The following is a 26,849-nucleotide window of genomic DNA, read 5'->3' on the forward strand; positions in this document are numbered from 1 at the left end:
AAGTCTTTTGAAAAGACCTGTCCGGCTTCGCCGAGTGGCTGGCGGTACGGCGCGGCTGACCTAACGTGGGGGTATGAGCAAAGGTCCGACCACGCGGGTGAAGGTCGAAATCCTGGATGGCGCCAAGCTGTCCCGGCGCGAGGACGCGGTCGTCACGGAGGAACCACTCGAGCTTCGGCTGGAATGGCCCGGGCGTCCGGCCGAGCCGCTGGTGGTGACGATGCGCACGCCCGGGTCCGACTTCGAGCTGGCTGCCGGGTTCTGCCTTAACGAAGGCTTCAGCGCCAGGCCGCAGACCGTTGCCTATTGCACGGATATCCGGCTCAGTCGGGAGCAGCAGTTCAACACGGTGACGGTCTCGCTTGATGGGCCGCCCGATCGCGAACCCGTCAGCCGGTACGGCGTGACGTCCGCGGCGTGCGGGGTTTGCGGCCAGCAGAGCCTGGAAGAACTCGCCGAACGCGACTACGCCCCGGTGGACGACGTACACGTTGATGCCGAGCTCGTACGGCGCCTGCCGGATTTGTTGCGCGAGGCTCAGCCGACGTTCGGGCGGACTGGTGGTCTGCATGCGGCCGGGCTGTTCACGGTCGAGGGCGAGCGGGTGGTGGTGCGCGAGGACGTGGGGCGGCATAACGCGGTCGACAAGGTGGTCGGCTGGACCGTGCTGAACGAGCGATCGCGGGCCGGCCAGGTCCTCGTGGTGAGTGGGCGGGCGGGGTACGAGATCGTCCAGAAGGCGGTCGCGGCCGGGATCGGCATGGTGGTCGCTGTCGGAGCGCCGTCCAGCCTCGCGGTCGACCTGGCCAAACGCTTCCACGTCACGCTGGCCGGTTTCGTCCGCGGCGAGCGCTGCGTCATCTACAACCGCCCAGACCGGATCCTCTCGTGACCCATCCGCCGGGCTATTACCTTCTTTTGCCTTCTTTTGGCTTCTTTTGCCGCGAGTGGTCGCGTCTGGTTCGCTCGGCGGATTGGACCAGATGTGACCGCTCGCGGCAAAAGAAGAGAGAGTCGGCCCATCCGCTGGGGGCGGCGCTCCGAACAACCGTCGACCTGATGGACTTGGAGCAGAGGATCAACCGTGAGCGACGACTCGACGGCGTTGCCCTGGCCGCTGATGGTGAGCGCCGGTAGTACGCCGGCGGACGCCCCCGCCGACCTGATGGCCCGGGTCGCCCGGGGTGATACAGCCGCCTTCGCGAGCCTGTACGACGCCTTCGCGCCGCGGGTCTACGGGCTGATCCGGAGGGTGCTGCGCAATCCGGCCCAGTCTGAGGAGGTCACCCAGGAGGTGATGGTCGAGGTCTGGCGGACGGCCGCGCGGTACGACGGACAGCGTGGTTCGGTCGCCTCGTGGATGCTGACGATGGCGCATCGGCGGGCGATCGACCGGGTCCGCTCGGAGCAGTCGGCCAGCGACCGGGATCAGGCGGTCGCCGCGGCATCCGGCGCTACGGCGTACGACGAGGTGGCAGAGGCGGTGACGACCAGCTTGGAGGCTGAGCAGGTCCGGCATTGCCTGGGTTCGTTGACCGATCTGCAGCGCGAATCGGTGACCCTGGCCTATTACGGCGGATACTCGTATCGGGAAGTCGCGGAGTTGCTCGATGCCAAACTCGCGACGATCAAAGCACGCATGCGCGACGGCCTGATCCGGCTACGCGACTGCCTTGGCGTGGAGGCGAGGTGACGACCATGCCGACCCCAGATGTTCACACGCTAACCGGCCCGTACGTCCTGAACGCACTACCCGAAGACGAGCGAACCGGCTTCGAAGAACACCTCGCCAGCTGCCCCTCCTGCACCGCCGAGGTGGCAAGCCTGCGCGAGGCCACCGCACGCCTCGGCCAACCAGTCGCCGAACCCCCGCCACCTTTCCTAAAGGCACGCGTACTCGCCCAAATCGCCAACACCCGCCAACTACCACCAACTATCCGCCCACCCGCCGCTCCGCACGCGCCTGCCGACGGGGACGTGCCCGCCGGTGGACAGGCGCCCGCCGGTGGTGAGACGGCTGGCGCTGGGAAGGCGCCCGCCGCTGGGCACACGCCTGCCACTGGGCACACGCCCGCCGCTGGGCACACGCCCGCCGGTGAGCAGGCACCCGCCGCTGGGCACACGCCTGCCGGTGGGCAGGCGACTGCCGGTGGAGAAACGGCTGGCGCCTGGGAGACGGTTGGCGCTGGGGAGACGGCTGACGGTGGGGAGGCGGCTGGCCGTGGGCCGGCGGCTGGCGGTGGGCAGGCCGCCGGCGCTGCGTGGGCGGATGGCGGGCCTCGGCGGTGGAGTCGGCGGTCGTTCTTCGCGCTTGCGGCGAGTGCTGCCACGGTGGTGGGAGTTGGCGGTGTCGCTTTCGACCAGTACCGGGACAACCAGCGCATCCAGCGGGAGAACCAGCAACTCGCCGCCCTCCTCGCCCAGCCCGACGCGAAAACCGTCCGCGGCAATCTGACCGGCGGCGGCCAGGCCACCGTGGTGATGTCGGCTCGCCAGGACACCGCGATCGTCCTGCTCCACGGCCTGCGGCGCCTGCCCGACGACCGCACCTACCAACTCTGGCTGATGGACAAGTCCCAGACGCCGCATTCGGTAGGCCTGGCGAATTCCGGCAGCGCCGACCAGACCCACTTCATCAACGGCGGCGTCGCCGACAAGGTCCTCTTCGGCATCACCATCGAACCCAAAGGCGGCTCCCCCACCCCCCACTTCCCCGCAGCCGCCCTCATCCCAATGGCCTAACCCACCTCCTGTTCATCGGTCCCTCGTGACCAGGCGTGTCCCGTTCATCGGTCCCTTGTTGCGTTGATTCGTCTGCATCCGCTCGCCCCAACCGCGGCGGGTTCGCGTGAAAGCGGGCGTGGGCGGGCGGATTCGGACGAATCAACGTTAATCGCCAGCCCGGCATCAACTATTCGGCCGGGTTCTTTTGGGCCCCCGGCGCGGCAGTTCGGCGCGGGGCAACCCGGGGCGGCGGTGCGGGGCGGCTCTGGCGTGGAGGGTGGTTACGGTTCGAGGCGGATGAAGGTGGCGCGGGGGACGTATTCGTAGCGTTCGGGCATGCAGGTGAGGATGATGACCTGGCCGTGGTCGCCGGCGCGGCCGAGTAGGGCGCCCATGTCGCGGAGGCGGCCCTTGTCGGACCAGCCGAGGGCGTCGTCGAAGATGACCGGGACGCTGCCTTCGCCGGTGCTGACCAGGTGGCTGATCGCGAGGCGCGTGATGATGGCGAGCTGCTCGCGGGCACCCGTCGAGAGGGCGTCGACGTTCAGGCGCACCCCGTCCAGCTCGCGCTCCGAAACGGCCAGGTCGTCGTCGAGGGTGACTCGGAACGAAGGACCGTAGACCCCACGCCCGAGCGCCTCGATCCTGCTCTGCAAGGGATCCGAGTACCGGCTTTGCGCCTCGGCCCGATGCCGGCCAAGCGTCTCGTGGACCCGGAACGCCGCCTCGGCACGCCGGTTCAACGCCTCCCACACATCGCGAACAGACGCCAGCTCCAGCTCGGCCGTATCCAGGCGCGTGGCAAGCCCATCCCGTCCAGACTGCTCCAACCGGCCTTCCGTCGTACGAAGGCTGTCCCGCAAAGTGTCCCGCTCCGCCTGCAACCGCGCGGCCACGGATAACGCGTCGTCCAGCAATCCGGCGACCTCGTCAGCGCCAACCGCGTCCGCCTGGTCCTGCACGGACGTGAGCTCCAGCAGCAAGGCCTCGACTTCAGCCAACGCCTCCGCCTCGCGCGCCTCGGCGTCTTCGTCCGACGCCTCGACCCGAGCGGCCGCGAGAGCATCCGTCGCCGCCGCCAACCGCTCGACCGCCAACTCGCTGCGGGCACGAACCTGCGCGGCCTCGGCCCGATCCGCGTCCGCGGCCTTACGAGCCTGTACGGCGGTGAACTCGGCGTCGGCCACCAACCGCTCGGCCTGCGCCAACTCCGCCCGGGCCTCCTCCAACGCCTCCTGCGCTGCCTCGACCCGCGCGCCATCGCCCGCGACAGCCGCCAGCAACTCGGCCGGATCAACCGACGAGTCTTCAATAGCCGAATCCAGATCGTCGAAAAGCCCTTCGAACAAGGACATCTGGCCCGGCACACCCTCAACGGCCTTACCACCAGCCGGCGACGCCGAAGGCTCGGGCTCTTCCTCCTCACCCCCCGGCACGATCCCAAGGCGTGCCGACAACAACGCGATCCGCTCAGCCGGGTCACCGCCGGCGGTCAAAGACCTCTCGGTACGACGCGCCTCCTGCAGCTCAGCCGATGCCGTATCACCCCGCCGCAGCATCTCCCGCGCGTCAGCCAGATCACGCACACCCGCCCGCCCAAGGAGATCGCGCTCCCGGCGAACCGCCTCGTCCAACCCGGCTCGCAGCGTGGCAGCCTCACCACCCGCACGCACGGTCAACGACAGCTGCCCGGGCACGGTGACGGTCAACTCACCCGACACCAGCAGCTGCGCAGCACCACCATCCCCAAGCTCACCCGGCATAGAACCAGCGCCGGCGTCGACCCCCGATCCCGCAAGCTCAACCGAAGCCGACCCCAACCGTCGTACGTCGACCTCGGGCACTCCCGCAGCGAGCGCGGCGCGGGCCTCGACCACCCGGGCGCGCGCATCCTCCAGAGCCGTGACGGCGTCGTCGTCGATCCGGATCCCGTCGAGCACGCTCGTCGCGGTGGCGATCCGGGCGCGGACGTCGGCCAGCTCGGTCTGCTGGCCGACGAGTCGCTCCAGCTCGGACCGGTCGGTCAACTCGGACAGCAACTGCTCGGCCTGCTGCACCGACTCGCGCCGGAAGTCCTTTAGTTCAACGGCATCCGCGAGCACGGCCTCGGCATCGCGAACCGCCTCGGCCGCCTTGCGCGCGACCGTCTCGGTCTCGGCGCGCAGCGTTGCCAGCTCCGCCTCGGCCTCGGTCAACCGCTCGACCTCGCCCGTCAACCGCTCGCGTTCGCGCCGGATCCGGGTGTGGTTGTCCAACCGCGCACGAGCCAACGACGCCCGATCGCGAGCCGAATCGCGGCGCAGCAGGATCTCGTCCGTCGTACGCTTCCGCTCGCGCAAGACCTCGACCTCGCGCAAGTGATCCGCCAGCCGAACGCTCAGGTCGTCCAGCTCGTCGGCAAGACGCTCGGCCTTGCGTACGTCGGCGGCCACCTCGTCCATCGCCTTCGCGGCCCGGGTCGCGAGCTCCTGCGCGGTCGCGACGGCCTGCGCGGAACGGGCGAACTCCCCCGTCGGCTTGCCGCCCTTGGTCCAATAACGCAGGTACTCCTGCTCGACCGCGATGACCAGTGGCATCGAGGCGCCATCCACCGGCGTCCCGGACTCGGCGTTGACGGCGGCGATCAGCGGCTCGGCGTCGGCGGGCGTTGGCTGCACGAGCGACTGGCCCTGGCTCACCATCAGCGTCTGCCAGAGCACGGGATCGACGTGCTGGTTGAAGATCCGCTCGGCCTCGTTATGCGCCTCGCGACCGGTCCAGTCTCGCTTGCGGCCGTCGGCACCCGTCACGGACAGCTCGGTGGAACGACCCTTCAGCCAGCGCTTGAGATAGCGCATCCGCAACGGCCCGAACGAGACCTCGGCCGTCACCTCGGGCCCGACGTCCTGGCCGACGGGCTGGATGTCCCTGATCCGGGTCGACTTCGAGTCGTCGGGCAGCTCGAAGATCAGCGCGAAGGCTTCGACCAGGCTCGACTTGCCGATCTCGTTGTCGCCGATGACGACCGTCGTACCGTCTGCGGGCAGTTCGACCGTACGGTCCTTCACCCCGCGGAAATCGCGCAGGGTCAGTTTGTGCAACCTCATCCGGCATCCCGCGCCAGCCGGTGCATCAGCGTGAGGGCCGCCCCGGCAGTCTCGTCGCCACCCGCCAGGGCCTGCCGCAGCTCCTCCATCGCCGCACGGGCCGGACCGCTCAACTGCAGCATGTCCAGATCACCGGCCTCCGGCGCAGGCTGCACGGTCCAGAACTTCACCCATCGCTCGACGCTCGCGAAAACCTCGCCCTGCGCGTCGACCATCGCGTCGAGCCGGCTGAGCAGGGGCAAGGCCAGCGAACCGCGCGCGGCAAGCCGGACGTACGTCCGCTCCTTGTCCGGCAATTCGGCGAACCAGTCCTCCAGGGCGGTGAGCGACTCCTCGTCGTCCAGCTCGGCGTGGTGCTCGACCATGTGCCAGGCGCCGACCCGGACCGGCTCGACGGAGATGGCATCTTCCACGGGATCGAGCGTCACGGCCAAGACGTTGCCCGGCTCGAGCTCCTCGGGCGAGGTGACTTCCTGCGTGCCCGAATACCAGATGCGGTCGGTGACGCGGATCATCGAATGGCGGTCGCCAAGGCCGACGTACCGCGCCTTGCCTTCCGCGACAGCGGCCTCGAGGGCTGCCTGATTGATGGTCGGTACGTCGGAGAGGCCGCCGCTCAGGCTGACGAGTTGTCCGTGCGCGAGCAGAATCCGGGTCTTGCCGTCGGCCGGGAGATCCTCGTAACCGGGCGCGGCCGGATCGCTCACGGGCCGACGAGAACGCCAAGGGGCGCCGACGATCTCGACCCCGGGCACCACCTCGAACGGCTCGGAGCTGGTCAAAACCGTCACGTGCGACGGGGCATGGCCGGTCCATTGCGCGGACGTCCAGAGCGAACCGGGCTCGAGGGCGTCGTGGTTGCCCGGGAGCAGCACCACCGGCACCTCGATCCGCTTCAGCGCCTCGCACGCGCGCAGGATCGTCTGCCGCTCGACCTGGTTGTGCTCGAACACGTCACCGGTGACCACCACGAATGCCGCGCCGGTGGTCTTGGCGACCTCGCCGATCCGAACGATCGCGTCCAGGCGTGCCTGAGCGAACCGGGCCTGCCCATCCGGGCCCAGGAACCGGCGCATCATGCCGAGCTGCCAGTCGGAGCTGTGCAGGAAGGTGATCGAGTCGTTCATCGCGGGACAGACGCTAACCCGTGCCACCGACAGAATCCGCGTTGGCACGCCCAGCACCGGGAGATCGACCGCACTCCGAACGCGTTCGTGCCAGGATCAAACCCATGGAGTGGTACGTCGAGACCGAGCGCCTCGCGATGCGCCAGTTCACCCTGGCCGACGTGGAGCTGCTGGTCGACCTGGATTCCGACGTCGAGGTGATGCGCTACCTGACGGGTCAGCCGACACCGCGCGAGCAGATCGCCGACCAGGATCTGCCCGCCATCCTCGCGACGTACGACAGTCATCCCGGCCTCGGCAAATGGGCCGCGTACGAGCGGACGACCGGCCGGTTCATCGGCTGGTTCTCGCTCGATCCGGGCCTGCCGGGTGAGGCCGAGCTCGGGTACCGCCTGCGCCGCGACGCCTGGGGATTCGGGTATGCCGGCGAAGGCGCGATCGCCCTGGTTCGCAAGGGTTTCGCCGAGCTCGGGCTGACCCGGATCAACGCGATCACCATGGCCGTCAACACCGGCTCCCGCAAGGTGATGCAAAAGGCCGGCCTCCGTTTCGTACGACTCTTCCATGAACACTTCGACGACCCCCTCCCCGGCACCGAACACGGCGAAGTCGAATACGAAATCACCCGCTGACTTTCTTTTGCGTTCATTCGTCGGAATCCGCCCTCCCATGCGCGCTGACCTGTACCGGTCCGCTGTGGTTGGAGGGCGGATTCCGACGAATGAACGCAAAAGAAAGGGCCTCAGTCGGTGAGGGCGCGCCAGGTGTGGAGGGCGGCGTGCAGGACGTCGGGGGTTTCCTCGCCGAGCCAGGACGGGTCGATCTCGTCGGCGGTGAAGAACGCGGCACCGGGTCCGACCTTGGCCGGGTCGACCGCGCCGAGGTAGAGCACGGCGTACGACTCCTCGACGTTCGTGCCGCGGATCGGCTTGGTACGACGGAACGCGAAGGCCAACGGCGAGACCAACTCGGCGCCGGTCCCCTCCCGCACACCCCGCAGAGCCGTTTCGGCACCCGTCTCGCGCTTGCCCTTGGCGCCACCCGGCAGCGTCCAGGTCTCGGCGCCGGCGTTCACCAGGACCAGCCGCGCGTCCCGGTCGAAGCCGAAGGCAAATGCCTCCACAACCCTTGTTTCCAAGGGCATCTCGTCCGACACCACCGTCTCGATCTCGAATGAGGCCTTACCCGACTCCCGGGTCTTCCGCTCCACGACAAGCTCAACCATGGCGGAGATTATGGAGTACGCCGATCACACGCCGTCACCCGGGCAACCCATACGGTTGACCGGCCGGAGTACATGGCAGGATGGCGTGGTGCCTGAGAGCGACGAGCGGCCGTTTGCCGTGTTGGACATTGACGCGACGTTGTCGGATACCCGGCACCGGATGCACTTCATCGACAAGCGGCCCAAGGACTGGGACGGCTTCTTCGCCGCCGGCAAGGACGACGCCGTACTGCCCGAGGGCCTTACCGTCGCCACGTCACTCGCCCGTGCGCACGACATCATCTACTTGACCGGCCGGCCCGAGCGGATCCGCAAGGACACCCTCGACTGGCTGAAGCAGTACCGCTTCCCGCCCGGACGCCTGCTGATGCGCGGCAACGCCGACCGCCGTCCGTCCGCCACGATGAAGCTCGAGAAGCTGGCCAAACTCGCCACCGAGCGCAAGATCGCCGTACTCGTCGATGACGATGTGGCCGTCGTCCGTGCCGCCGAGAAGGCCGGTTATCCGGTCCTGCACGCGGACTGGGCCCTCGACGAGGAAACCCAGCCCACGCTCTTCGAGGCGCAGGAAACCGAAGGCCGTACCTGAGTCAGCTAGTCGGCGTCGATGAGCTGCATCCGCTCCTCGCGCTGGCGGGTGAGCAGGTAGGCGGCGCCGGCCGCGATCAGGGCGCCGGCCAGGAAGCCGGGAATCGCCCAGGTCCACTCGTTTGAGCGGCTCGCCGGGGCCGTCGTTGCCACCGGGGTGACCGTCTCTTCGGCTACCGGGATGACCTCGTCCTCCGGCAGCGGGTTCTGGGGATCGACGTGGGATACCCCGGGGACCACCGGATGTTTGAAGACGCCGAGCGACTTGATGACGTCCAGTACGGCGGAGCCGGAGCCCTTGTGCCAGGTTTCGTCGTCAGTCAACTCGCCCGAATTCGCGATGTTCCGCGTCGAGATCCACGGGCCACCCGGCGCGTTCGGGTAGATCTCATCGACGCGCCAGGCCCTGATGTCGTGGAGGTACCAGATGACCCGGATCAGCTCTCCCTGAGCGTGCGAGTCATCCGCCCCGGCGACCGCGCCCTGCACGCGGAGGACCCGTTCGAGGCGCGAATAGTCGGGGTTGGAGTAGATGAACCCCAAGGCCAGGCCGCGATCGGGCGCGACCAGCATGGCACTCGTCGGCCCACCGGCCGCGGCCGGTCCCGCACCGGAGACCATCAACGCCAGCAACACCACCAGGCCTGCGGCGACACGGCGAAACACGGACATAGCGGACTTCCTCTCACTCGGCATACCCCTGGTACACCGCCCGCCGCCCGCCGGTTCCGTTCACCCGGCCCGGCGAATCGGTTCGAGCGCGAGGGCTCAGCCAGTGGAGTCCGCGATCGCGAGGGCCCGGTCCTTCGTGAGGGCGCCTTCGAGGCGGAAGGTCCGGGTCTCGGTCTTCCACACCAGCGTCCGTCCGGCCGTACGCGGCGGCTCCATGTGCGCCTGCCCGACCGAGTCGACGACATGCAACTCGTGCGGCGTCTCGAACCAGAACCCCTTCCGGGTCAGCTCGAACGTCCCATGCAACTGCTTCTCGAAGTACGGCGAGAGCCGATCCTCCAACTGGTCAAGGCGAATCGTCTTCTCGCCCGAACCCCAGCTCATCGACACCACCCGCCGATCCGCGGACACCTCGATCCCGTCCGGCTTGCCGAGCGCCGTCGGCACCAACGGCGCGAATCCAGCCAGTTTCCCGGCCTCCGCCAAGGTCACCCCGGTCCCGGCCGTCGGTGGCGGCGACGCTTCCGAAGGCCCTGGCCCAGGCATCGGCCGTACGACCACTCCCCCAATCCCGAACCAGTCAGCCACAGTCGCCCGCACCGGCGGCACCGCCAACAGCCCGGCCAGTACGACAACCACAACCGCAACCACCTTGCGCCACCCCCGCCAAACCCAGCCCGCCCACAACGAGCGCAGCCGCGCCCAACGCGACGCCTTGCCAGGTTCTACAAGCGCGACCCGATCCAGAACAGCAGCCGTCAGCCCGGGAGCCACGTCCGGAGAAGGAATGGACCGCCCAAGCGCACGCAATTCCTCAACCAGCATTTCGTCGTCCATCCCCCACCTCCTTCCCAGCGTCATTCCCGCCATCGGCCTTCCCAGCCCCGGACCTGCCGGCGTCGGACTTCCCCGCGTCGAGCTTCCCGGCTACCGGGTGATCGCCCAGCTGGACGCGCAGTTTCGCGAGCGCGCGCGACAACCGGGACTTCACCGTCCCGCGCGGCCAACCGAGCACCTCGGCCGTCTCCTGTTCGTCGAGATCGAGCAGATAGCGGCACGTCACCACCTTGCGATGGTCGTCCGACAATCGCCGGATCGCCGCCAGCAACTCCGCTCGCCGCTCCGCCGACAACGCCTGCACCGAAGGATCCAGCTCAACCGCATCAACCTCCGGCCAAGCCGCCTCACGCCGCGTCCGCCGTACCCGAGAACGATGCAAGTTCTTCGTCTCATTAGCGACAATCCGCAACAACCAAGGCCGAAACGCCGCCCCATCCCGGAACCCGCCCAACCCGCGATACGCCTTCACAAACGCCTCTTGTACGACGTCATCCGCGTCCGCCCCCGCACCCAGCAGCACGGCAGTCCGCTGCGCGATCGGGGCATGCCAACGCACCAGCTCCGCATACGCCCCGGTATCCCCGGCCCGCACCCGCGCCAGCACGCCGCCCTCATCCGCAACGCCCTCGATCCCACACCTCCTGAACGCGCTCTCCCCCTACATACACCACCCCCACCCCTCGGGTTCCCACTTCATCGGTCCCTAGCAACACGGCGTGTCGGCGTTCATCGGCCCCTTGTGACCACGCGCGCTGCCGGGGCGATCCCGCGCGAGTCGTCCTTCACTTTGCATTCATTCGTCGGAATCCGCCCTCTGGCCACAGCGGTCCGGTGCGGGGTCGGCCGCAGGTGAGGGCGGATTCCGACGAATGAATGCAAAGTGAGATAGCCCGCGCCTTTGGTCACAAGGGGCCGATGAGCGGCGACACGCGTGGGCGCGAGGGGCCGATGGAGGGGAAAACCTCCGGACGTGGGGGTGGGGATGGCTTAGGGTCGGCGTGTGCCTGAGGTTGATGCTTCTTTCCTAGCCCTGCCCCGTCGTGAGTTGGCCGATGCCGCGTTGCATCGGGCCAAGGATCTGGGGGCCAGTTATGCCGAGTTCCGGCTCGAGCGGATCCGGACCGAGTCGATCGCGTTGCGGGATGGCGTGCTCGAGGGTGCCCGCGATGACGAGGACCTCGGCATCGCCGTACGCGTCATCCACGACGGGACCTGGGGGTTCGCCGCGGGCGTCGCGCTGACGAACGACGAGGCGGTCCGCCTAGCCGAGGCGGCGGTGAATATCGCGCAGGTCTCGCGCGCGATCAACACCGAGCCGATCGAGCTGGCCGACGAGCCGACGTACGACGACGTGCAGTGGACCTCGTCGTACGAGATCGATCCGCTCAGCCTGCCGCGCGCCGAAAAGGTCGCGCTACTCACGGACTACAGCAAGCGCCTGCTCGACGCGCCCGGCGTGACCCACGTCGACGCCCGCGTCACGAGCGTCAGCGAGTGCAAGTACTTCGCGAACTCCGAAGGCACCTCCACCACCCAGCAGCGCGTCCGCGTTGGCCCGCAACTCGAGGCCTTCGCGATCGACTCCGAGGCCGGCCGGTTCGACTCGATGCGGACGTGTGCTCCACCGGCCGGCCGCGGCTGGGAGTACCTCACCGGCACCGGCTGGAACTGGGACGAGGAGCTCGCCAGCCTGCCCGGTTGGCTCGCCGACAAGATGGCGGCGCCGTCCGTCGAGGCCGGGGAGTACGACCTGGTCATCGACCCGACCAACCTCTGGCTCACCATCCACGAGTCGATCGGGCACGCCACCGAGCTCGACCGCGCCCTCGGCTACGAGGCCAACTACGCGGGCACGAGCTTCGCGACGATCGACAAGCTCGGCAACCTGAAGTACGGCTCGCCGATCATGCACGTGACCGGCGATCGCACCGCCGAGCACGGCCTCGCCACCATCGGGTACGACGATGAGGGTGTCGCCGGGCAGCAGTGGGACCTGGTCAAGAACGGCGTGCTCGTCGGCTACCAGGTCGATCGGCGGATGGCGAAGGTCAATGCCGACAAGCTCGGCACCGACCGCTCCAACGGCTGCGCCTTCGCCGACTCGGCGGGGCACATCCCGATCCAGCGCATGGCGAACGTCTCGCTCCAGCCCGCGCACGACGGTCCGACCACCGAGGAACTGATCGGCCAGGTGAAGAACGGCATCTACATCGTCGGCGACAAGTCCTGGTCGATCGACATGCAGCGCTACAACTTCCAGTTCACCGGTCAGCGCTTCTTCAAGATCACCGACGGCAAACTCGACGGCCAGCTGCGCGACGTCGCCTACCAGGCCACGACGACGGACTTCTGGGGTTCGATGGAGGCCGTCGGCGGTCCCGGCACGTACTTGCTCGCCGGCGCGCTCAACTGTGGCAAGGCCCAGCCCGGGCAGGTCGGCGCGGTCAGTCATGGCACGCCGTCGGCGTTGTTCCGTGGCATCCGCATCCTCAACACCACGCAGGAGGCCGGCCGATGACCGCCGCGCAGCTCACCCCGCAGGAGACCGTCGACAAGGTCCTCGCGCTCGCCGCGCAGGCCGGCGCGGACGGCTGCGTCGTACTGGTCGACGAGACCTCCAGCGCCAACCTGCGCTGGGCCAACAACACCCTCACCACGAACGGCGCGATGCGTGGTTCGCGGATCACCGTGATCGCGACGGTCGGCGGCGGCGAGGGTACGGCGGCCGGGGTCGTCGGTCGTTCCTCCACCACGGCCGACTCGCTTGCCGAAGTCGTCGACGCTGCCGTCGCCACTGCGAAGGCGTCGAGCCCTGCCGAGGACGCGCGGCCGCTCGTCGACGGCACGGTCGGGCCGGGCTGGGAGCAGGAGCCGGGCGAGACCTCGGTCCTCGTGTACGAGTCGTTCGCCCCGGCCCTTGGTGAAGCCCTCATCCGTGCGGGTAAGGAAAACCGCTGGCTGTACGGGTTCGCCGACCACGAGGTCACCACGACGTACGTCGGATCGTCCACCGGCTTGAGGCTTCGGCACGAGCAGCCCAGCGGCCATGTCACCGTCACCGGTAAGTCGGGCGATCTGAGCCAGTCGGCGTGGGTCGGTTCGGCCACTCGCGACTTCACCGATATCGACGCCACGGCGATCGACGCGGAGCTGTCCCGCCGGCTCGGCTGGGCCAAGCGCACGGTCTCGGTCGAGGCTGGCCGTCACAACACGGTGCTACCGCCCGCGGCCGTCGCAGACCTCGCGACGTACCTCTACTGGGAGATGGAGGGTCGCGACGCGCACGAAGGTCGCAACGTCTACTCCAACCCGTCGGGTGGTTCGCGGATCGGCGAGCAGCTCTCGCCGCACCCGATCAGCCTGCGGTCTCTTCCGCACTACGCCGGCCTGGAGTGTTCGCCGTTCGCCACGGCTCGTTCGTCCGGCGGCTCGCAGAGTGTTTTCGACAACGGCCTGACGCTGTCGGCGACCGACTGGATCAGCGGCGGCAAGCTGCAACACCTGATGCAGAACAGGTTCTCGGCCGACCTCACCGGCAATCCGGTCACGCCGATGATCGGCAACTACGTCCTCGAGGTCGAGGGTGCGACTGGTTCCGTCGACGACCTGGTCGCGGGTGTTGAGCACGGTCTGCTGCTGACCTGCCTCTGGTACATCCGGACCGTCGATCCGCAGACTCTGCTGCTCACCGGTCTGACCCGCGATGGCGTCTACCTGATCGAGAATGGCGAGGTCACCGGCGCGGTCAACAACTTCCGCTTCAACGAGAGCCCGGTCGATCTGCTGGCCCGGTTCTCGGCGGCCGGCGCGACTGTTCCGTCGTTCTCCCGCGAGTGGGGCGACTACTTCCCCCGTACGGCAACACCGCCGCTACTGGTGCCGGACTTCAACATGTCCAGCGTCAGCCAGGCCAGCTAGACGCACGGGCCAACAGCAACGCCCGCCGCGATGGACTGTCGCGGCGGGCGTTCGGCGTACTAGACCGTGCTGGATCAGACGGTCGGGTAGCCAGGCTCTCCACCCGGGAAGCCCTGACCGCGCTCGGCGGCCTTCGGGTCCGGTCCGTACTGGTTCTGGCCCGCGTCGCCTTCCTTGACGTTCCAGATGATCCACAGGATGAACCCGACACACGGGATCAGGTAGATCAGGAACCAGATGCCCGGCTTGTTGATGTCGTGCAGACGGCGAACACCTACGGCGATCGACGGCAGCAGTACGGCCAGCGCGTAGATCGTGGTCAGGATGCCGTACTCGGCCGGGGCGGTGCCGAAGGTCAGCCCGGCGACCCGGTCGATGATGGTCAGCACGATCGAAATGACGAAGTTGATCAGCGCGAACATCCAGAATTCCTTGCGGCGGGCCCGGCCGCTGAAGTCCGTGTACTTCTTGAGGACCCCGGTGTACCACTCCATTGCTCTGCTCCTGCTCGTTTTGGGCGATGTGGTATGCAGAGATCAACGTTGCGTCTCCTGCTTGCCACCGCAACAAAACACGCCGTACGACCAGGCCGCGAATCGGTATCTTCGCGCGCAGGAGCCTTCGCGGTTACGCGGGCTTTGCCTGGGTGACGCGCCAAAGGTGCCGCGGTTCCGGCCCTTCGGTGCACGCGTCCGCCGCGCCGAACTCCCAGCCTTCGGCCAGGTCGTCCACCAGGTCGCGGTCGAAGTAGCGCACCGCGAACCCACGCTGCTCGTACAGGCCGTCGCCATGGTCGATGCCACAGGCAACCGAAGCGTCATCGGTCGACCACGCTGTGTACACGAACAGTCCACCCGGCCGCAGCACCCGGCGAATCTCGGCGACCAGCGCGCGCAGCTCATCCCGCGACAACGCCATGCTGAGCAGCTGATTCGCGAATACCGAGTTCACCGTGCCGTCGGCCGGCGGCAGCGGATCGCGCACATCGTGCAGCGCGGCAGTGAGCCGGTCGTCGAGTCCGTCACGTTGCGCCGATAGCCGGAGCTGGTCGAGTGCGGTCTCGCTGAAGTCGGTGGCGTGCACGCTGAATCCCTGACGCGCGAAGTACAACGCGTCGCGGCCCTGACCGGCACCGAGCTCCAGGACATCGTCGATACCCGCGGCCGCGAACAGGCGGGTCGTCCACCTTGCGGCCTGCGAAGGCTCGGCGCCATGCAGTCGAGGATTCGACGCATACGCCGCCTGCCACCGTTCTTGTTGAGCCCTTGCGAGCTCCATGTAACCAGTCTTCATCTTGCTCCCCGTGGTCGTCCCGCCGCGGTGATGCCGACCGGACCCGAGCAGCCTACGCGAAGATGGTTGCCCTGTCGTCAGGTGCGCGGCGGTTCGGCCGTCAGGTGGTACATCGGATTGGGCATCCGTCCGGTCACTGGGATGGGTGGCCGCGTATCGAGATCGGCATAGCCGAGGCTCAACCGGTAACCATTCAAGGGATATCGCGCGTACGTCTCGTCCAGCAGACCCGTCGCGGCGAGTCGATCGGCGTACGCCGGGTTGGCCGCGGCGTACCGCTCGATCTCACCGCGAGTCATCGCCCACAAACGATCGGCAGGCATCACACGAGCATCTTCAAGTACGTCGCCCATCGGTCCGAGCACGCCGAGGAACAACGCGTCCACCAGGTACTGACGCAAGACGTGCCACGGCTTTCGCGGTAACACCCGGTAATGGCCGTCGGGCTCCATGCCACGTGCGTCAACGGGTTCGGTCGAGATGTTCACGTCATCGACCAGGTCCTTGATCACAATGCGTGCGGGCAATCCCTCCGGCCCGCAGATGACCATCAGGTTCTCGCCATGCGGGTTCACGGTGATGCCGTAGTGGTGCATCACATGCAGCAACGGCCGGAGCAACGCCGCGAGCAACGCGCTGATCCACACGTCCGCATCCGAACCGGCGCGAGCGATCAGGTCCGCGAGCAACGACCGGCCAGTCGCGTCACGATGCAGTACGGCGGCCAGCGGCCAGGCGGTCTCCCCCGGCTGGAGGCGTGGGTCGACGGGTTCACGCCAGATGCAGCCGAGCGTCTCGACCCACTGATACGGAATACCCGGCGCGCTGGACAACTGCGGATGCCGCACGGTCACCGACGCCACCTCGCCGAGGAGTTCGGCCCCGAGTTTGCCGAGCACCTCATCTCGTTGCCAAAGGCCCCGGAGCCACTGTGTCACCATCGGCGCGGCCAGACTGCAATGCTCCGGGATACCGCGATACACCGAGGTGTTGAGGATCTTCAGCGGCAGCTTGACCTGATACCGGTCGCGTTCGGTGATGTTCACCATCGTCCGAATAGACTGTGTAGGTAGGTAATCGTCCGGGCCGTTGCCCAGCACAACGATCTGCCCCGTCGCGAGTTCGCGCGCCCATTGGGTACGGATGACGTGGTCGAGCTGCCACGGATGACACGGCAACCAGACATACGTATCCGGGTGATCGGGCAACAACTGCCGGAATGCCTCGATCGTGGCCGGATCCAGCTCCGCCGCGATGACCGAATGCTCGGACAGGTCCGGCGTACCCCTGAACTCCGCCAGCCCACGACGTACGGCGAGCCAGGTCAATCGCAACGGCCTACGCGCCTCTGGGGCATAAGAACGCGAATCCTCTGCGGAGAACCCGAGCCGCCCCTTGTTCGCAACGAGCAACGGGTGTCCGGTGAAATGACCCTCGAGCTCACTGTGATGCCGCCCGACCAGCTCTTCGTTGGACACGGCCGTCGACGCCATCGCAACGTCCGCCGCGAGGGTGCTGGTCAACTCGGCGAGATACCCGGCGGCGGTCTGACCGCTGATACCGAGCACGCTGGTGGCGTCGACGATGAACTGCAGCGGGTCGATCGCCGGTTCGCTCTCGTCATTGCCGAGGATCCCGGTCGCCGTACGGCGGATCGAACCCGGATCGACCCGCCAGCTGCCGAAGGCACCGCGCGTCGCACTGAAGACGTACGACGCGGTCCCCAGCTCGAGGCGTCCGTCCACCGGCGTGAGCAATCCCTCGGTGCACAACTGGCCGATCAACTTGGCCAGTAGGGCTTGTGAACACGTTGACCAGGCTGAGGTCATTCCGCCCCCGGCACCGCGAACGTCGTGAAGGCCGTTTGCTTCGGCAGGCGGAAGCACTCGCGGCCGGCGATCGCGTTGAGAATGCCCGCGTTGCGCACCGCGCCGATGCCGAGGTCGGGAGCCGCGACACCGTGGCTGTGCAGATCGGCGTTCGCCACGAACAGCCGTCCGACCAGATCCCCCTCGGCCGCCACGCTGTGGTCCCGGTTGATGCTCCAACGACCAGCCTCGTCCAGCACAACCCGGTCCGCCAGCTCCGATAGGAACGGTAGCGGCCGGTTGCGATAGCCCGTCGCCGCGATCACGATATCCGTTTGGTGCTTGAAGGTTCGGCCGCTGTCGCTGTGCCGGAGGGTCAACTCGACAACGTTGTCCAAGGCAACGGCCGACTCGACCGCGACCCCGACCTGCAACTCGACCGGCGCAACCGGCTCGGCGCCGAGATCCCGTTGGTAGAGCACGTCGTGGATGTCGTCCAACGTGTCCGACGAGATGCCCTTGTAGTGCCGCCACTGCTCCTTGACCAGCCGATCGCGCGAAGCCTCGGCCAACTCGTGGAAGTAGTCGACGTACGACGGGGTCGTCATCTCCAGCACGAGCTTCGAGTAGTCCAGCGGCGCGAACGACGGCGTACGGGTGAGCCAGTTGACCGCCGGACCGCCGTCGGAGTTCGCCCGGAGCAGGTCGAGCGCGCACTCGGCGCCGGACTGGCCCGAGCCCACCACGGTCACGCGTCCCGCCTTCAGCAGGTCGTCGCGCCGGTAGAGGTAGTCCGCCGAGTGCAGGAAGCTCTCCGCGGGAAGGCCTCGCAGCGCGGCCGGAACCGCCGGCTCCGTGCCGACACCGAGGACGAGGTGCCGCGCGCTGAGCTCGACCACCTCGTTGCCCCGGGCAACCGTGAGGTGGAAGGCGTCGCCATCCCAGCGCACGTTCTCGACCTGGTGACCGAAATGCAGCGAGTCCAGCTGAGCGGCGGCCCAGCGCAGGTACGCCTCGTACTCCCGCCGCGTCGGGTGGAACTTCTCCCGTACGTAGAACTGGTAGAGCCGGTCGTTGTCACGCAGGTACGACAGGAAGGACAGCGGGTGCGCCGGCTCGACCAGGCTGACCAGGTCGGCCAGGAACGACACCTGCAGCATCGCGTCACCGAACATCAGACCGCGGTGCCAGGTCAGCTCCGGTCGTCCGTCCAGCACGGCGAGATTCACGTCGTCCAGCCCGCTGGCGAGTGCCGCCAAGCCGAGGTTGAACGGCCCGCAGCCGATCGCGATCGCGTCGTAGGCGGGGTGGGCGGTGCTCATCTGGAACCTTCCTTGTTCATTTGCAAAACCTCACGAACTACTTCGCAGCCTCATCATCAAGGCCGCCTTCTTCTCGGGCAGGTCGAGCTCGGCAACGATCCGGAACCCGGCCGCGGCGAACGCGCGGATCGACGGAACGTTCGTCGCGTCGGGCTCGGCGATCACCCGAGGACAGCGGGGATCGGCCCGCATCACGGCAACGGCCACCGCAGCCAGCAGACGCCGGCCGATCCCCTGTCCGGTCCGGGCGGAGTCCCCGATCGCCACATGCACACCCCAGTCGTGCACATCGTGGTCGTAGTACTCCGCGATCCGGTCGTGCCGCACGCGGTACAGCTCGACGTACCCCAGTTGCTCGGAGTCGAGTGACACCATGCACGGCAGCGAATGCTCGCCGGCCGACTGCTCGGCGATCTGCTGCGCCCAGCGCTCCACCGACCAGTCCTGCCGCCACCACGGCTCGATATGCGGACGGCCCATCCACCACGCGATCGTGGCGGCGTCCCCGGCGTCGGCGGGCCGCAGGTCGAACCCGTCGTCCAGGTGCAACGACCCGCACGCGCCTTCCGCCAACGCCGTCACCTCACATCACCGCCAGCGGGTTCGGCACGTCGACGTACACCGACTGGTTGTCCAATGGCGCGACAACTTCGTCGATGCCCTTCAACCGAGTAGCGATATTCGCCTTACAGGGCAGGGTTTCCGCGGTCAGCCAACGCCTGGCCAGCCGATCGCCGTCCGGCCCGGCCGCCTTCAACTCGGGCAGCGCCGCATCCAGCCGATCCCGTACGACGGCGAGCAGCGCGTCCTCGGACTCGAGGCCTTCCATGGCGAGACAACCGACCGGCGCGAGCGCCTGGTTGTGCAGCATGTAATACGTCAACCGGTCATCGACAATCTCGTCCTCGACCACTGCGAGCGTCGACTCGCTGTCGCCGCTGGTCTTGAGCAGACCATCCAGGTACGACGACGCCAGGTAGTAGCCCTGGTTGTCGCGATAGGCGCCACCGGTGACTCGGCCCGCATCATCCACCTTGACCAGGGTGTTCTGCTGATGCGCCTCCAGGCCGATCCCGGTGGCAGCGTAGAGGTGCAGCATCGGCACCAAAACCTCATCGATGTACGTGGCCACCCACGCTTGTGCGCCGTCAGGCCCTTGCGCCGCGACAGCCTCGCCCAACCGGCTCAGGGCGCCCGGGCGCGGCGCGACCAGTCCGGCCAGGCAGGCGTACGAGTCGATCCCGGGTGGCACCTCGCGAACCGCGACATCCAGACCAGTCAGGGACGGGCCGCCCTGGGCCTGGGGTTCGTCGAGGGCCACCCAGGCCGGATCGCGCACAATCGCGAACCGGGGATGAGCCTGCGTCGTACCGGCCGCATAGCCGGCGTCGAGCAGACGGTTGATCTCCAGACCACGCCGCAATTCGGTCCGGGTCGACTCACGCCGGGAGTTGGTGATGCGCAGGCCGAGAGAGAGTTTGAGCATCACCGGCAGGTCCGGGTGATAGATCGTGCGCAGGCTGGAGGTCGGATACCACTGGGCGCCCAACGGGCCGAGCGCCTTCAGCCGGCCGGAGGCGAGCAACGCGGCGACCCGCGGCCGTCGTACGGCGTCCGCAGCCTGCCACGGATGCGCCGGGACCAGCACGGTGCCCGGCTCGGGGGTGGTGCCGGCCAGCGCCGCCATCAGCTGCAGGGCGTCCAGTCCCTGCAGTGATGGCGCGCCGGCCACCTGGTCCGCGGACACCAGATCGGCGTCGGCCGCGAACCAGTGCACCTGGAAGGCGCCGCCCAGTTCTGGCGAGTAGGTCGCCAGTTCCACACCTTCCATACCGTCACGGCTCTTCGGTGCCGGGTGGTTCAGGTGGCCGAGAAGCAAGGCCTGCTCGGCATCCAGGAACCGCCCCATCGGGCTGCGAGCCGAACCACTCGCGCCCACGAAGGTCGTGACGTTGCGGACGGACTCGGCGGTACGCGACACCAGGTCGGCCACCTCGTCCGGGTCCGATCGGATCTCCTCGGCGAGGAGTCGCACCAGTACGGCCGGGTCGGCAGTGACCGATCCACCTGAATTGGTCACCTCGACCCGGCTGAACTGGTGCAGGCCGGTCCGCGAGGCATGGCCGACCTCAGCGGTGATCGTGATCGCGCTGATCGGTAGCTCGATCGACAGCCGGCCCGGCCGCACCACGATCCCGGTCTCCCGGGTCCAGCAGCGCAGCACGGCATTGAGATGCGCCTCGGCAGAGATCGACTCCGCGGTCTTCGCTGCGTCGGTCGGAGCCGTATCGGTCGGATGAGTCACGCTGCGCCCTCTCCGTTCGTTTCCCGGCGGCCGGCCAGCACCTCGCGTCCCGTGGCCACGACGAGGTCCAGCAGGCCCTCGATGTCCGTCGGGGTCGCATTCGGGTTCAGCAGCGTCAGCTTCAACGCCACCACAGCGGGCCGGTTACCTCGGGCCGGCACCTTCGTCCGGCCGATCAGCGCGCGACCCGACGTCAGCAACCGCCGCCGGACCTCACCCTGAACCGCGTCCAGGTCGGCCGGGTCCAGGTCCTGACCCGCGACCCGGAACAGCACGGTCGTCAGGGTCACCGGTGCGAGCAGCTCCAGGGAACTGTCCGCGACGACCCGGGCGGCGGCCGCGTGCGCGAGCTCGTGACAGGTGTCGAGCATTGTGCCCAGTCCCGACCGCCCGTAAGCGGTCAATGTGGTCGCGACCTTCACCGCGTCCGGACGACGGGTCGTCTGCAGGCTGCGGCCGAGCAGACCGTCGAGGCCCGAGTCGATGTCGTCGGCCGGGTTGAGGTAGTCCACCGACCGGTCGAACGACGCGAACCGGCTCCGGTCCGCGACCAGCAGCACGCTCGTCGCGGCCGGCTGCCAGCCGATCTTGTGCAGGTCGAGCGTGACCGAGTCGGCGGCCGGCAGATCCGCGAGCAACGGCGCGAGCCGATCCGAGAACAACGCGCCGAATCCGTAGGCCGCGTCCACGTGCACCCAAGCGCCGTACCGCCGGCCCAGCTCGGCGATCTCCGCGATCGGATCGATCGAGCCGTAGTCGGTAGTACCCGCGGTCGCGATGACGGCGATCGGCGTACGACCCTGGTGGCGCAGCTCCTGCTCGAGCACGTCCGTCCGCATCCGGAAGTGGTCGTCGCTCGGAATCGTGATGGCCGCGTCCTCCCCCAGACCCAGCGCGGCACACGCCCGCTGGACCGAGAAGTGGGCCAGCTCGGAGCAGAACACGACCGGCCGGTGCAAGCCCTGCAACCCGTTACGCCGTACGTCGATCCCGGTCGCGGCGGCTGCGCTGTCACGGGCGATCAGCACTGCCAGCAGGTTGGAGATCGAGCCGCCGGGAGTGAGCACGCCATCGGCCTGCGGGCCGAACCCGGCCAAGTCGGCGAGCGCACGCACGACCCACTTCTCGATCGCCAGCGTCGCCGGGCCGGAGTCGTATGTGTCCATCGAAGCGTTGCTCGCGGACGCCATCATGTCGGCGTCAACGGCCACCTGGAGCACGGGCGGTTGCAGGTGCGCGGCGGCGAACGGGTGACTCAGGTCGATCCCGTTGTCCTCCAGCAAGTCGCTCATCAACGCCAGCGCGGTCGACTCCCCGACACCAGTGGCGGGAACACGCGCCTCCCCGAGTAACTCGGTCGTACGGTGCAGAACGGCAGAAGGCGAACCGGCCGGCATCGGGCCGCGCTCGCGGTCGGAGACGGTGGACGCCAACGGCCACTTCTCCGGTCGGGTCGGAACAGAGCTCAGCACGGTCAGACGCGCCTGATGCGGCATCCAGATCTCCCGAAGAGTTTGTTAGGCAAGCCTTAGTAAGGCACGCCTAACCTATGTCTCGGGGACCACTCTCTGTCAACTCACCCGCGCGCCGTCCAACCCCTGGACCGCCTTCCCTCCCAGCGATTCCAACGACCTGCAGACACGAACGTCACACGCAACGTGGCAATCCTCACGCCAACCCTTTGCATTCATTCGTCGGAATCCGCCCTCGACCGCCGCGTGCTTGTGCGCGTCCGCTGACCTGCGAGGGCGGATTCCGACGAATGAATGCAAAGTGACGGTGGCGCGGGCTATTGGGCGTAGGGGGTGCGGGTGAGGATGAAGGTGGCGAGGTTTAGGTGGTCGGGGTGGGCGTGGAGGCGTTCGCCGGCGAAGTAGCCGTCCAGGCCTTCGTAGAGGTCTTTGCCGATGACGCGGAAGCGGGTGACACGCGTGCCGTCCGGGTTGGAGAGGACGAGGATGCCGCCGTCGATCGTCATCAGGTACGGCGTGTTGCCCCAATGCCAGGCGCCGAGCAGTTCCTCGCCGACGGGTAGTTCCGGTTCGGGCGTCCACTCCGGCGCCAACGGCGGTTCATGCGCGGCAGTGGCACGGATGAGGTCGAGCGCGAGCATCGGCGCGCGCCCATTCGTCCCATTGGCGAGCGTCACCGCGCCGATCCCCCGCACGCGATCCACGAACAGACCAGCCAGGAACCCAGGCATCGACCCGGTATGACCAGTGAAGACGTACGGATCGTCCGCATGTAAACGCAATCCCAGGCCGTAGCTCGCGGTCAACCCCTCGTTCGGGTCGTTCGCCATCGGCGCGGCCATCTCGTCGACCGTTGCCGGGGACAACACTTCGGCGGCCGGGTCAATCCAGAACGACGCGTAGCGCGCGAGATCCTCCAGCGTGCTCCACAATTGGCCCGCGGGCGCCATCGACCCCGAGTCGTACGCCGGTTCGTCGTCAAGGCGATGCGTCCACGGGTGGACGGAAAACCCTTCTGCGGCAGGCAAAACCGGCGAGTACGACGTACGGCGCATCTCGAGCGGGTCGAGAATCCGGCGCTGCGCCAACTCGGTCCAGCTCGAACCACGCAGCCGCGCGACCAGTTCACCGAGCAACCCGAAGCCGATGTTCGAGTAGTGGAACCGCCGGTCCGGTACGCCCGCGGCGATCGACTCGTCCAACGCGGACGCGAGTTCCTCGAACGAAACGCCCGGGTTGCGCTCCCACCAGTCGCCCACCGGCTCGGCGTTCATCCCGCCGGAATGGGCGAGCAGGTTCCGGATGCTCAGGTGGCCGTAGCCGATACCCGGCAGGTGTTTGCCGATCGGGTCGGACAACGTGAGCAGGCCGTCATCCCGGCACTGCATCACCAGGATTGCCGTGAGCGTCTTCGTGATCGACCCGATCCGGTACTGCGTATCCGCACTCGGCAAGGCGCCTGCTCTGTTGGCAAAACGCCCGCGCGTGCCGGACCACACCAGCTCGCCGTCGCGCACCACGCCGGCCACGAGTGACGGCAGGCGCGACGCAGACTGAACCGCCGCCACCTCCCGAAGGAGAGCGGCGGCGGTGTCAGGTCGTACCAAAGTCACTCGAAATCCTCCGGCGGCGGACAGCTGCAGATCAGATTACGGTCACCATGCGCGCCGTCGATCCGGCGCACCGGCGGCCAGTACTTCGCGGTCCGATCGACCGACTGCGGGAACGCCGCCTCTTCGCGGGTGTACTTGTGGTCCCACTTGTCGTTGATCACGGCCGACGCGGTGTGCGGCGCGTTGACCAGCGGGTTGTCGTCCGCCGGCCACTCCCCCGCCACCACGCGGTCGATCTCGTGCCGGATCGCGATCATCGCGTCGCAGAAGCGGTCGAGTTCACCGAGGTCTTCGGACTCGGTCGGCTCGACCATCAACGTGCCCGCGACCGGGAACGACATCGTCGGTGCGTGGAAGCCGTAGTCGATCAGGCGCTTCGCGACATCGTCGACGGTGATACCCGTCTCCTTGGTCATCGGGCGCAGGTCGAGGATGCACTCGTGCGCGACCAGGCCGTTCTCCCCGGTGTAGAGCACGGGGAACGCGCCTTCGAGCCGCTTCGCCACATAGTTGGCCGTCAGTACGGCGGCCTTGGTCGCGGCGGTCAGACCCTCGGCACCCATCATGCGGATGTACGCCCAGGAGATAGCGAGCACACCGGCCGAACCGAACGGCGCCGCGCTGATCGGGCCAACGCCGGACTCGGGCCCGGCCTGCTCCAGCAGCGGGTGGTTCGGCAGGTACGGCGCGAGGTGCGCGGCAACGGCCACCGGGCCGACGCCGGGACCGCCGCCACCGTGCGGGATGCAGAACGTCTTGTGCAGGTTCAGGTGGCTGACGTCGCCGCCGAACTGGCCGGGCTTGGCCAGACCGAGCAGAGCGTTCAGGTTGGCGCCATCGACGTACACCTGGCCGCCGTGGTCGTGCACGATCTGGCAGACCTCGGTCACGCTCTCCTCGTAGACCCCGTGGGTCGACGGGTAGGTGATCATGATCGCGGCCAGGTTCTCCCGGTGCTGCTCGGCCTTGGCGCGCAGGTCGGCCAGGTCGATCGTGCCGTCTTCGTTGCCCTTGACAACAACAACCTTCATGCCGGCCATCACCGCGGAGGCGGCGTTGGTACCGTGCGCGCTCGCCGGGATCAGGCAGACGTCGCGGTTCTCGTTGCCCTGGGCAAGGTGGTACGAACGGATCGCCAGCAGGCCGGCGAGCTCGCCCTGGCTGCCCGCGTTCGGCTGGATCGACACCTTCGCGTAGCCGGTGACCTCGGCCAGCCAGCGCTCGAGCTGCGAGATCAGCTTCACGTAACCGGCCGCGTCCTCGATCGGGGCGAACGGGTGCAGATCGGCGAACTCGGGCCAGGTGACCGCCTCCATCTCGGTGGTGGCGTTCAGCTTCATCGTGCACGAGCCGAGCGGGATCATGCCGCGGTCGAGCGCGTAGTCGTAGTCGGACAGCTTGCGCAGGTAGCGCAGCATGGCCGTCTCGGAGCGGTGGGTGTTGAAGACCGGATGTGTCAGGTACTCGCTGGTCCTCGTGACCTCTGCCGGCAGCTTCGCGCCGGTGAGTGAGGCGTCGAAGGTGACGCCGAACGCGCGGCACACCCCGACGAGCGCGCTGGCGTCGGTCTTCTCGTCGCAGGAGATACCGACGTGGTCCGCGTCGACGAGACGCAGCCAGATGCCGGTCTGCCGGGCGTTGTCGACCACGTCCGCCGCACGGCCGGGAACGCGCGCGAGCACGGTGTCGAAGAAGTCGTCGTGCACGACCTCGACACCACCCGCACGCAGCGAGGCGGCGAGGTTGTCCGCGTGGTCGTGCACCCGGTCCGCGATCGCCTTCAGACCGTCAGGCCCGTGGTAGACGGCGTACATCGAAGCGACGACGGCCAGCAGGACCTGCGCCGTACAGATGTTGGAGGTGGCCTTCTCGCGGCGGATGTGCTGCTCGCGGGTCTGCAGCGCCAGCCGGTACGCCGGGGCACCGTCGACATCGCGCGAGACGCCGACGAGGCGACCGGGCAACGAGCGCTCGAGCCCGGCGCGAACCGACATGAAGCCCGCGTGCGGACCGCCGTAGAACAGCGGCACGCCGAAACGCTGGGACGAGCCGATCGCGATATCGGCACCAGCCTCACCCGGCGAAGCGAGCAACGTCAGCGCCAGCAAGTCCGTCGCCACCGCGACCAGCGCGCCGGCCTCGTGCGCAGCGTCGACGAGCGGCTTGAGATCACGTACGACGCCACCGGAGCCCGGGTACTGCACGAGCACGCCGAAGTAGTCGCCCTCGGGCATGCCGTCCGACGTGTCGGCGACGACGACGTCCAGGCCGAGCGCCTCCGCACGCGTCTGCACGACGGCGATGGTCTGGGCGAAGCAGTCGGCGTCGACCAGGAAGCGGTTCGACTTGGACTTCTTGTTCGACCGGTGGGCCAGCGTCATCGCCTCGGCGGCGGCCGTGCCCTCGTCGAGGAGAGACGCGTTCGCGGTGGGGAGGCCGGTCAGGTCGGACACGGCGGTCTGGAAGTTCAGAAGGGCTTCGAGGCGGCCCTGGGAGATCTCGGGCTGGTACGGCGTGTAGGCCGTGTACCAGGCGGGGTTCTCGACGAGGCGGCGGACGATCACCGACGGCGTGAAGGTGCCGTAGTAGCCCTGGCCGATCATCGTGGTCGCGATGTTGTTGCGGGCGGCAAGGCTTCGCAACTCCGTCAGGGCGTCGACCTCGGAGGCCGGTTCGGGCAGCCGGAGCGCCTCGGTCGACCGGATCGAGGCGGGCACGGCGGCGTCGACGAGGGCGTCGACATCGGCGTACCCCAGGGTCTGCACCATGCGCGCGATCTCGTCCGGGCGGGGCCCGATGTGCCGGTCGGCGAACACGGCTGAGGTCTGCGGGTGGATTTCAGTCATCGAGAAGGCT

22 protein-coding genes are annotated in these 26,849 nt (G+C 68.0%); 7 read left to right on the plus strand and 15 right to left on the minus strand.

What is annotated here, in order from left to right; genetic code table 11:
* The first annotated feature begins 73 nt into the window (after positions 1 to 73).
* The 3 genes from fdhD to OG394_RS08800 all read left to right on the plus strand — a co-directional run bounded on the left by fdhD (position 74) and on the right by OG394_RS08800 (position 2,742).
* On the plus strand, positions 74 to 892 hold the full coding sequence (fdhD, locus tag OG394_RS08790) for a formate dehydrogenase accessory sulfurtransferase FdhD (protein ID WP_328994558.1): 819 nt from the start codon (positions 74 to 76) through the stop codon (positions 890 to 892).
* Positions 893 to 1,084: 192 nt separating this feature from the next.
* Positions 1,085 to 1,693 carry an ECF RNA polymerase sigma factor SigK gene (sigK, locus tag OG394_RS08795; RefSeq protein WP_328994559.1) on the plus strand — a complete coding sequence of 203 codons (609 nt, stop codon included), beginning with the start codon at positions 1,085 to 1,087 and terminating at the stop codon, positions 1,691 to 1,693.
* Positions 1,694 to 1,698: 5 nt separating this feature from the next.
* A complete protein-coding gene (locus OG394_RS08800; protein ID WP_328994560.1) occupies positions 1,699 to 2,742 on the plus strand; it encodes an anti-sigma factor in 1,044 nt (347 codons plus the stop codon).
* Positions 2,743 to 3,005: 263 nt separating this feature from the next.
* On the opposite strand, the gene OG394_RS08805 is transcribed toward OG394_RS08800, so the two are convergent.
* Together OG394_RS08805 and OG394_RS08810 are read right to left on the minus strand one after the other, a co-directional pair.
* Positions 3,006 to 5,810, minus strand: coding sequence for an AAA family ATPase (locus tag OG394_RS08805; RefSeq protein ID WP_328994562.1), 2,805 nt, complete (start codon positions 5,808 to 5,810; stop codon positions 3,006 to 3,008).
* On the minus strand, positions 5,807 to 6,937 hold the full coding sequence (locus OG394_RS08810) for a metallophosphoesterase family protein (protein ID WP_328994563.1): 1,131 nt from the start codon (positions 6,935 to 6,937) through the stop codon (positions 5,807 to 5,809). Before OG394_RS08810 ends, OG394_RS08805 begins: the two co-directional genes overlap by 4 nt.
* A gap of 104 nt (positions 6,938 to 7,041) precedes the next feature.
* Here OG394_RS08810 and OG394_RS08815 point away from each other — a divergent pair, with 104 nt between their 5' ends.
* Entirely contained in the window at positions 7,042 to 7,569 is a 528-nt protein-coding gene (locus tag OG394_RS08815) for a GNAT family N-acetyltransferase (RefSeq protein WP_328994564.1), read from the plus strand.
* Positions 7,570 to 7,679: 110 nt separating this feature from the next.
* On the opposite strand, the gene OG394_RS08820 is transcribed toward OG394_RS08815, so the two are convergent.
* Positions 7,680 to 8,162 (minus strand): NUDIX domain-containing protein, encoded by a 483-nt coding sequence (locus OG394_RS08820; protein ID WP_328994565.1) that lies wholly within the window; start codon positions 8,160 to 8,162, stop codon positions 7,680 to 7,682.
* 88 nt (positions 8,163 to 8,250) lie between these two features.
* Here OG394_RS08820 and OG394_RS08825 point away from each other — a divergent pair, with 88 nt between their 5' ends.
* Positions 8,251 to 8,751 carry a phosphatase domain-containing protein gene (locus OG394_RS08825; RefSeq protein ID WP_328994566.1) on the plus strand — a complete coding sequence of 167 codons (501 nt, stop codon included), beginning with the start codon at positions 8,251 to 8,253 and terminating at the stop codon, positions 8,749 to 8,751.
* Between the two features lie 5 nt (positions 8,752 to 8,756).
* On the opposite strand, the gene OG394_RS08830 is transcribed toward OG394_RS08825, so the two are convergent.
* The 3 genes from OG394_RS08830 to OG394_RS08840 form a co-directional block, all read right to left on the minus strand.
* Entirely contained in the window at positions 8,757 to 9,422 is a 666-nt protein-coding gene (locus tag OG394_RS08830) for a hypothetical protein (protein ID WP_328994567.1), read from the minus strand.
* Between the two features lie 96 nt (positions 9,423 to 9,518).
* Complete coding sequence (locus OG394_RS08835; RefSeq protein ID WP_328994569.1) at positions 9,519 to 10,259, minus strand: hypothetical protein; 741 nt, start codon at positions 10,257 to 10,259, stop codon at positions 9,519 to 9,521.
* Positions 10,237 to 10,866, minus strand: a complete 630-nt coding sequence (locus OG394_RS08840) for an RNA polymerase sigma factor (protein WP_328994570.1) — start codon at positions 10,864 to 10,866, stop codon at positions 10,237 to 10,239. The genes OG394_RS08835 and OG394_RS08840 overlap by 23 nt, the downstream gene beginning before the upstream one ends.
* A 396-nt stretch (positions 10,867 to 11,262) precedes the next feature.
* On the opposite strand from OG394_RS08840, the gene OG394_RS08845 reads away from it, so the two are divergent.
* Both OG394_RS08845 and OG394_RS08850 read left to right on the plus strand, forming a co-directional pair.
* Positions 11,263 to 12,780 carry a TldD/PmbA family protein gene (locus OG394_RS08845; RefSeq protein ID WP_328994571.1) on the plus strand — a complete coding sequence of 506 codons (1,518 nt, stop codon included), beginning with the start codon at positions 11,263 to 11,265 and terminating at the stop codon, positions 12,778 to 12,780.
* Positions 12,777 to 14,180 (plus strand): TldD/PmbA family protein, encoded by a 1,404-nt coding sequence (locus tag OG394_RS08850; protein WP_328994572.1) that lies wholly within the window; start codon positions 12,777 to 12,779, stop codon positions 14,178 to 14,180. The genes OG394_RS08845 and OG394_RS08850 overlap by 4 nt, the downstream gene beginning before the upstream one ends.
* Positions 14,181 to 14,254: 74 nt before the next feature.
* On the opposite strand, the gene OG394_RS08855 is transcribed toward OG394_RS08850, so the two are convergent.
* The 9 genes from OG394_RS08855 to gcvP form a co-directional block, all read right to left on the minus strand.
* Complete coding sequence (locus OG394_RS08855) at positions 14,255 to 14,674, minus strand: DUF805 domain-containing protein (RefSeq protein ID WP_328994574.1); 420 nt, start codon at positions 14,672 to 14,674, stop codon at positions 14,255 to 14,257.
* 133 nt (positions 14,675 to 14,807) lie between these two features.
* Positions 14,808 to 15,473, minus strand: a complete 666-nt coding sequence (locus tag OG394_RS08860; RefSeq protein WP_328994575.1) for a class I SAM-dependent methyltransferase — start codon at positions 15,471 to 15,473, stop codon at positions 14,808 to 14,810.
* A 77-nt stretch (positions 15,474 to 15,550) separates the two neighbouring features.
* Positions 15,551 to 17,302, minus strand: a complete 1,752-nt coding sequence (locus OG394_RS08865) for an IucA/IucC family protein (protein ID WP_328994577.1) — start codon at positions 17,300 to 17,302, stop codon at positions 15,551 to 15,553.
* The gene (locus OG394_RS08870) at positions 17,299 to 18,603 is read right to left on the minus strand and encodes a lysine N(6)-hydroxylase/L-ornithine N(5)-oxygenase family protein (RefSeq protein ID WP_328994578.1); all 1,305 of its coding nucleotides are present in this window, start codon (positions 18,601 to 18,603) and stop codon (positions 17,299 to 17,301) included. Before OG394_RS08870 ends, OG394_RS08865 begins: the two co-directional genes overlap by 4 nt.
* Before the next feature lie 30 nt (positions 18,604 to 18,633).
* Positions 18,634 to 19,185 (minus strand): GNAT family N-acetyltransferase, encoded by a 552-nt coding sequence (locus tag OG394_RS08875; protein ID WP_328994579.1) that lies wholly within the window; start codon positions 19,183 to 19,185, stop codon positions 18,634 to 18,636.
* A gap of 1 nt (position 19,186) precedes the next feature.
* Complete coding sequence (locus tag OG394_RS08880; RefSeq protein ID WP_328994580.1) at positions 19,187 to 20,908, minus strand: IucA/IucC family protein; 1,722 nt, start codon at positions 20,906 to 20,908, stop codon at positions 19,187 to 19,189.
* A complete protein-coding gene (locus OG394_RS08885) occupies positions 20,905 to 22,404 on the minus strand; it encodes a pyridoxal phosphate-dependent decarboxylase family protein (protein WP_328994581.1) in 1,500 nt (499 codons plus the stop codon). Before OG394_RS08885 ends, OG394_RS08880 begins: the two co-directional genes overlap by 4 nt.
* 293 nt (positions 22,405 to 22,697) lie before the next feature.
* A complete protein-coding gene (locus OG394_RS08890; RefSeq protein WP_328994582.1) occupies positions 22,698 to 23,993 on the minus strand; it encodes a serine hydrolase domain-containing protein in 1,296 nt (431 codons plus the stop codon).
* Positions 23,990 to 26,839, minus strand: a complete 2,850-nt coding sequence (gene gcvP, locus OG394_RS08895) for an aminomethyl-transferring glycine dehydrogenase (RefSeq protein ID WP_328994584.1) — start codon at positions 26,837 to 26,839, stop codon at positions 23,990 to 23,992. Before gcvP ends, OG394_RS08890 begins: the two co-directional genes overlap by 4 nt.
* Positions 26,840 to 26,849 lie beyond the last annotated feature (10 nt).

The sequence above is a fragment of the Kribbella sp. NBC_01245 genome, assembly GCF_036226525.1.
Classification (GTDB): Bacteria; Actinomycetota; Actinomycetes; order Propionibacteriales; family Kribbellaceae; genus Kribbella.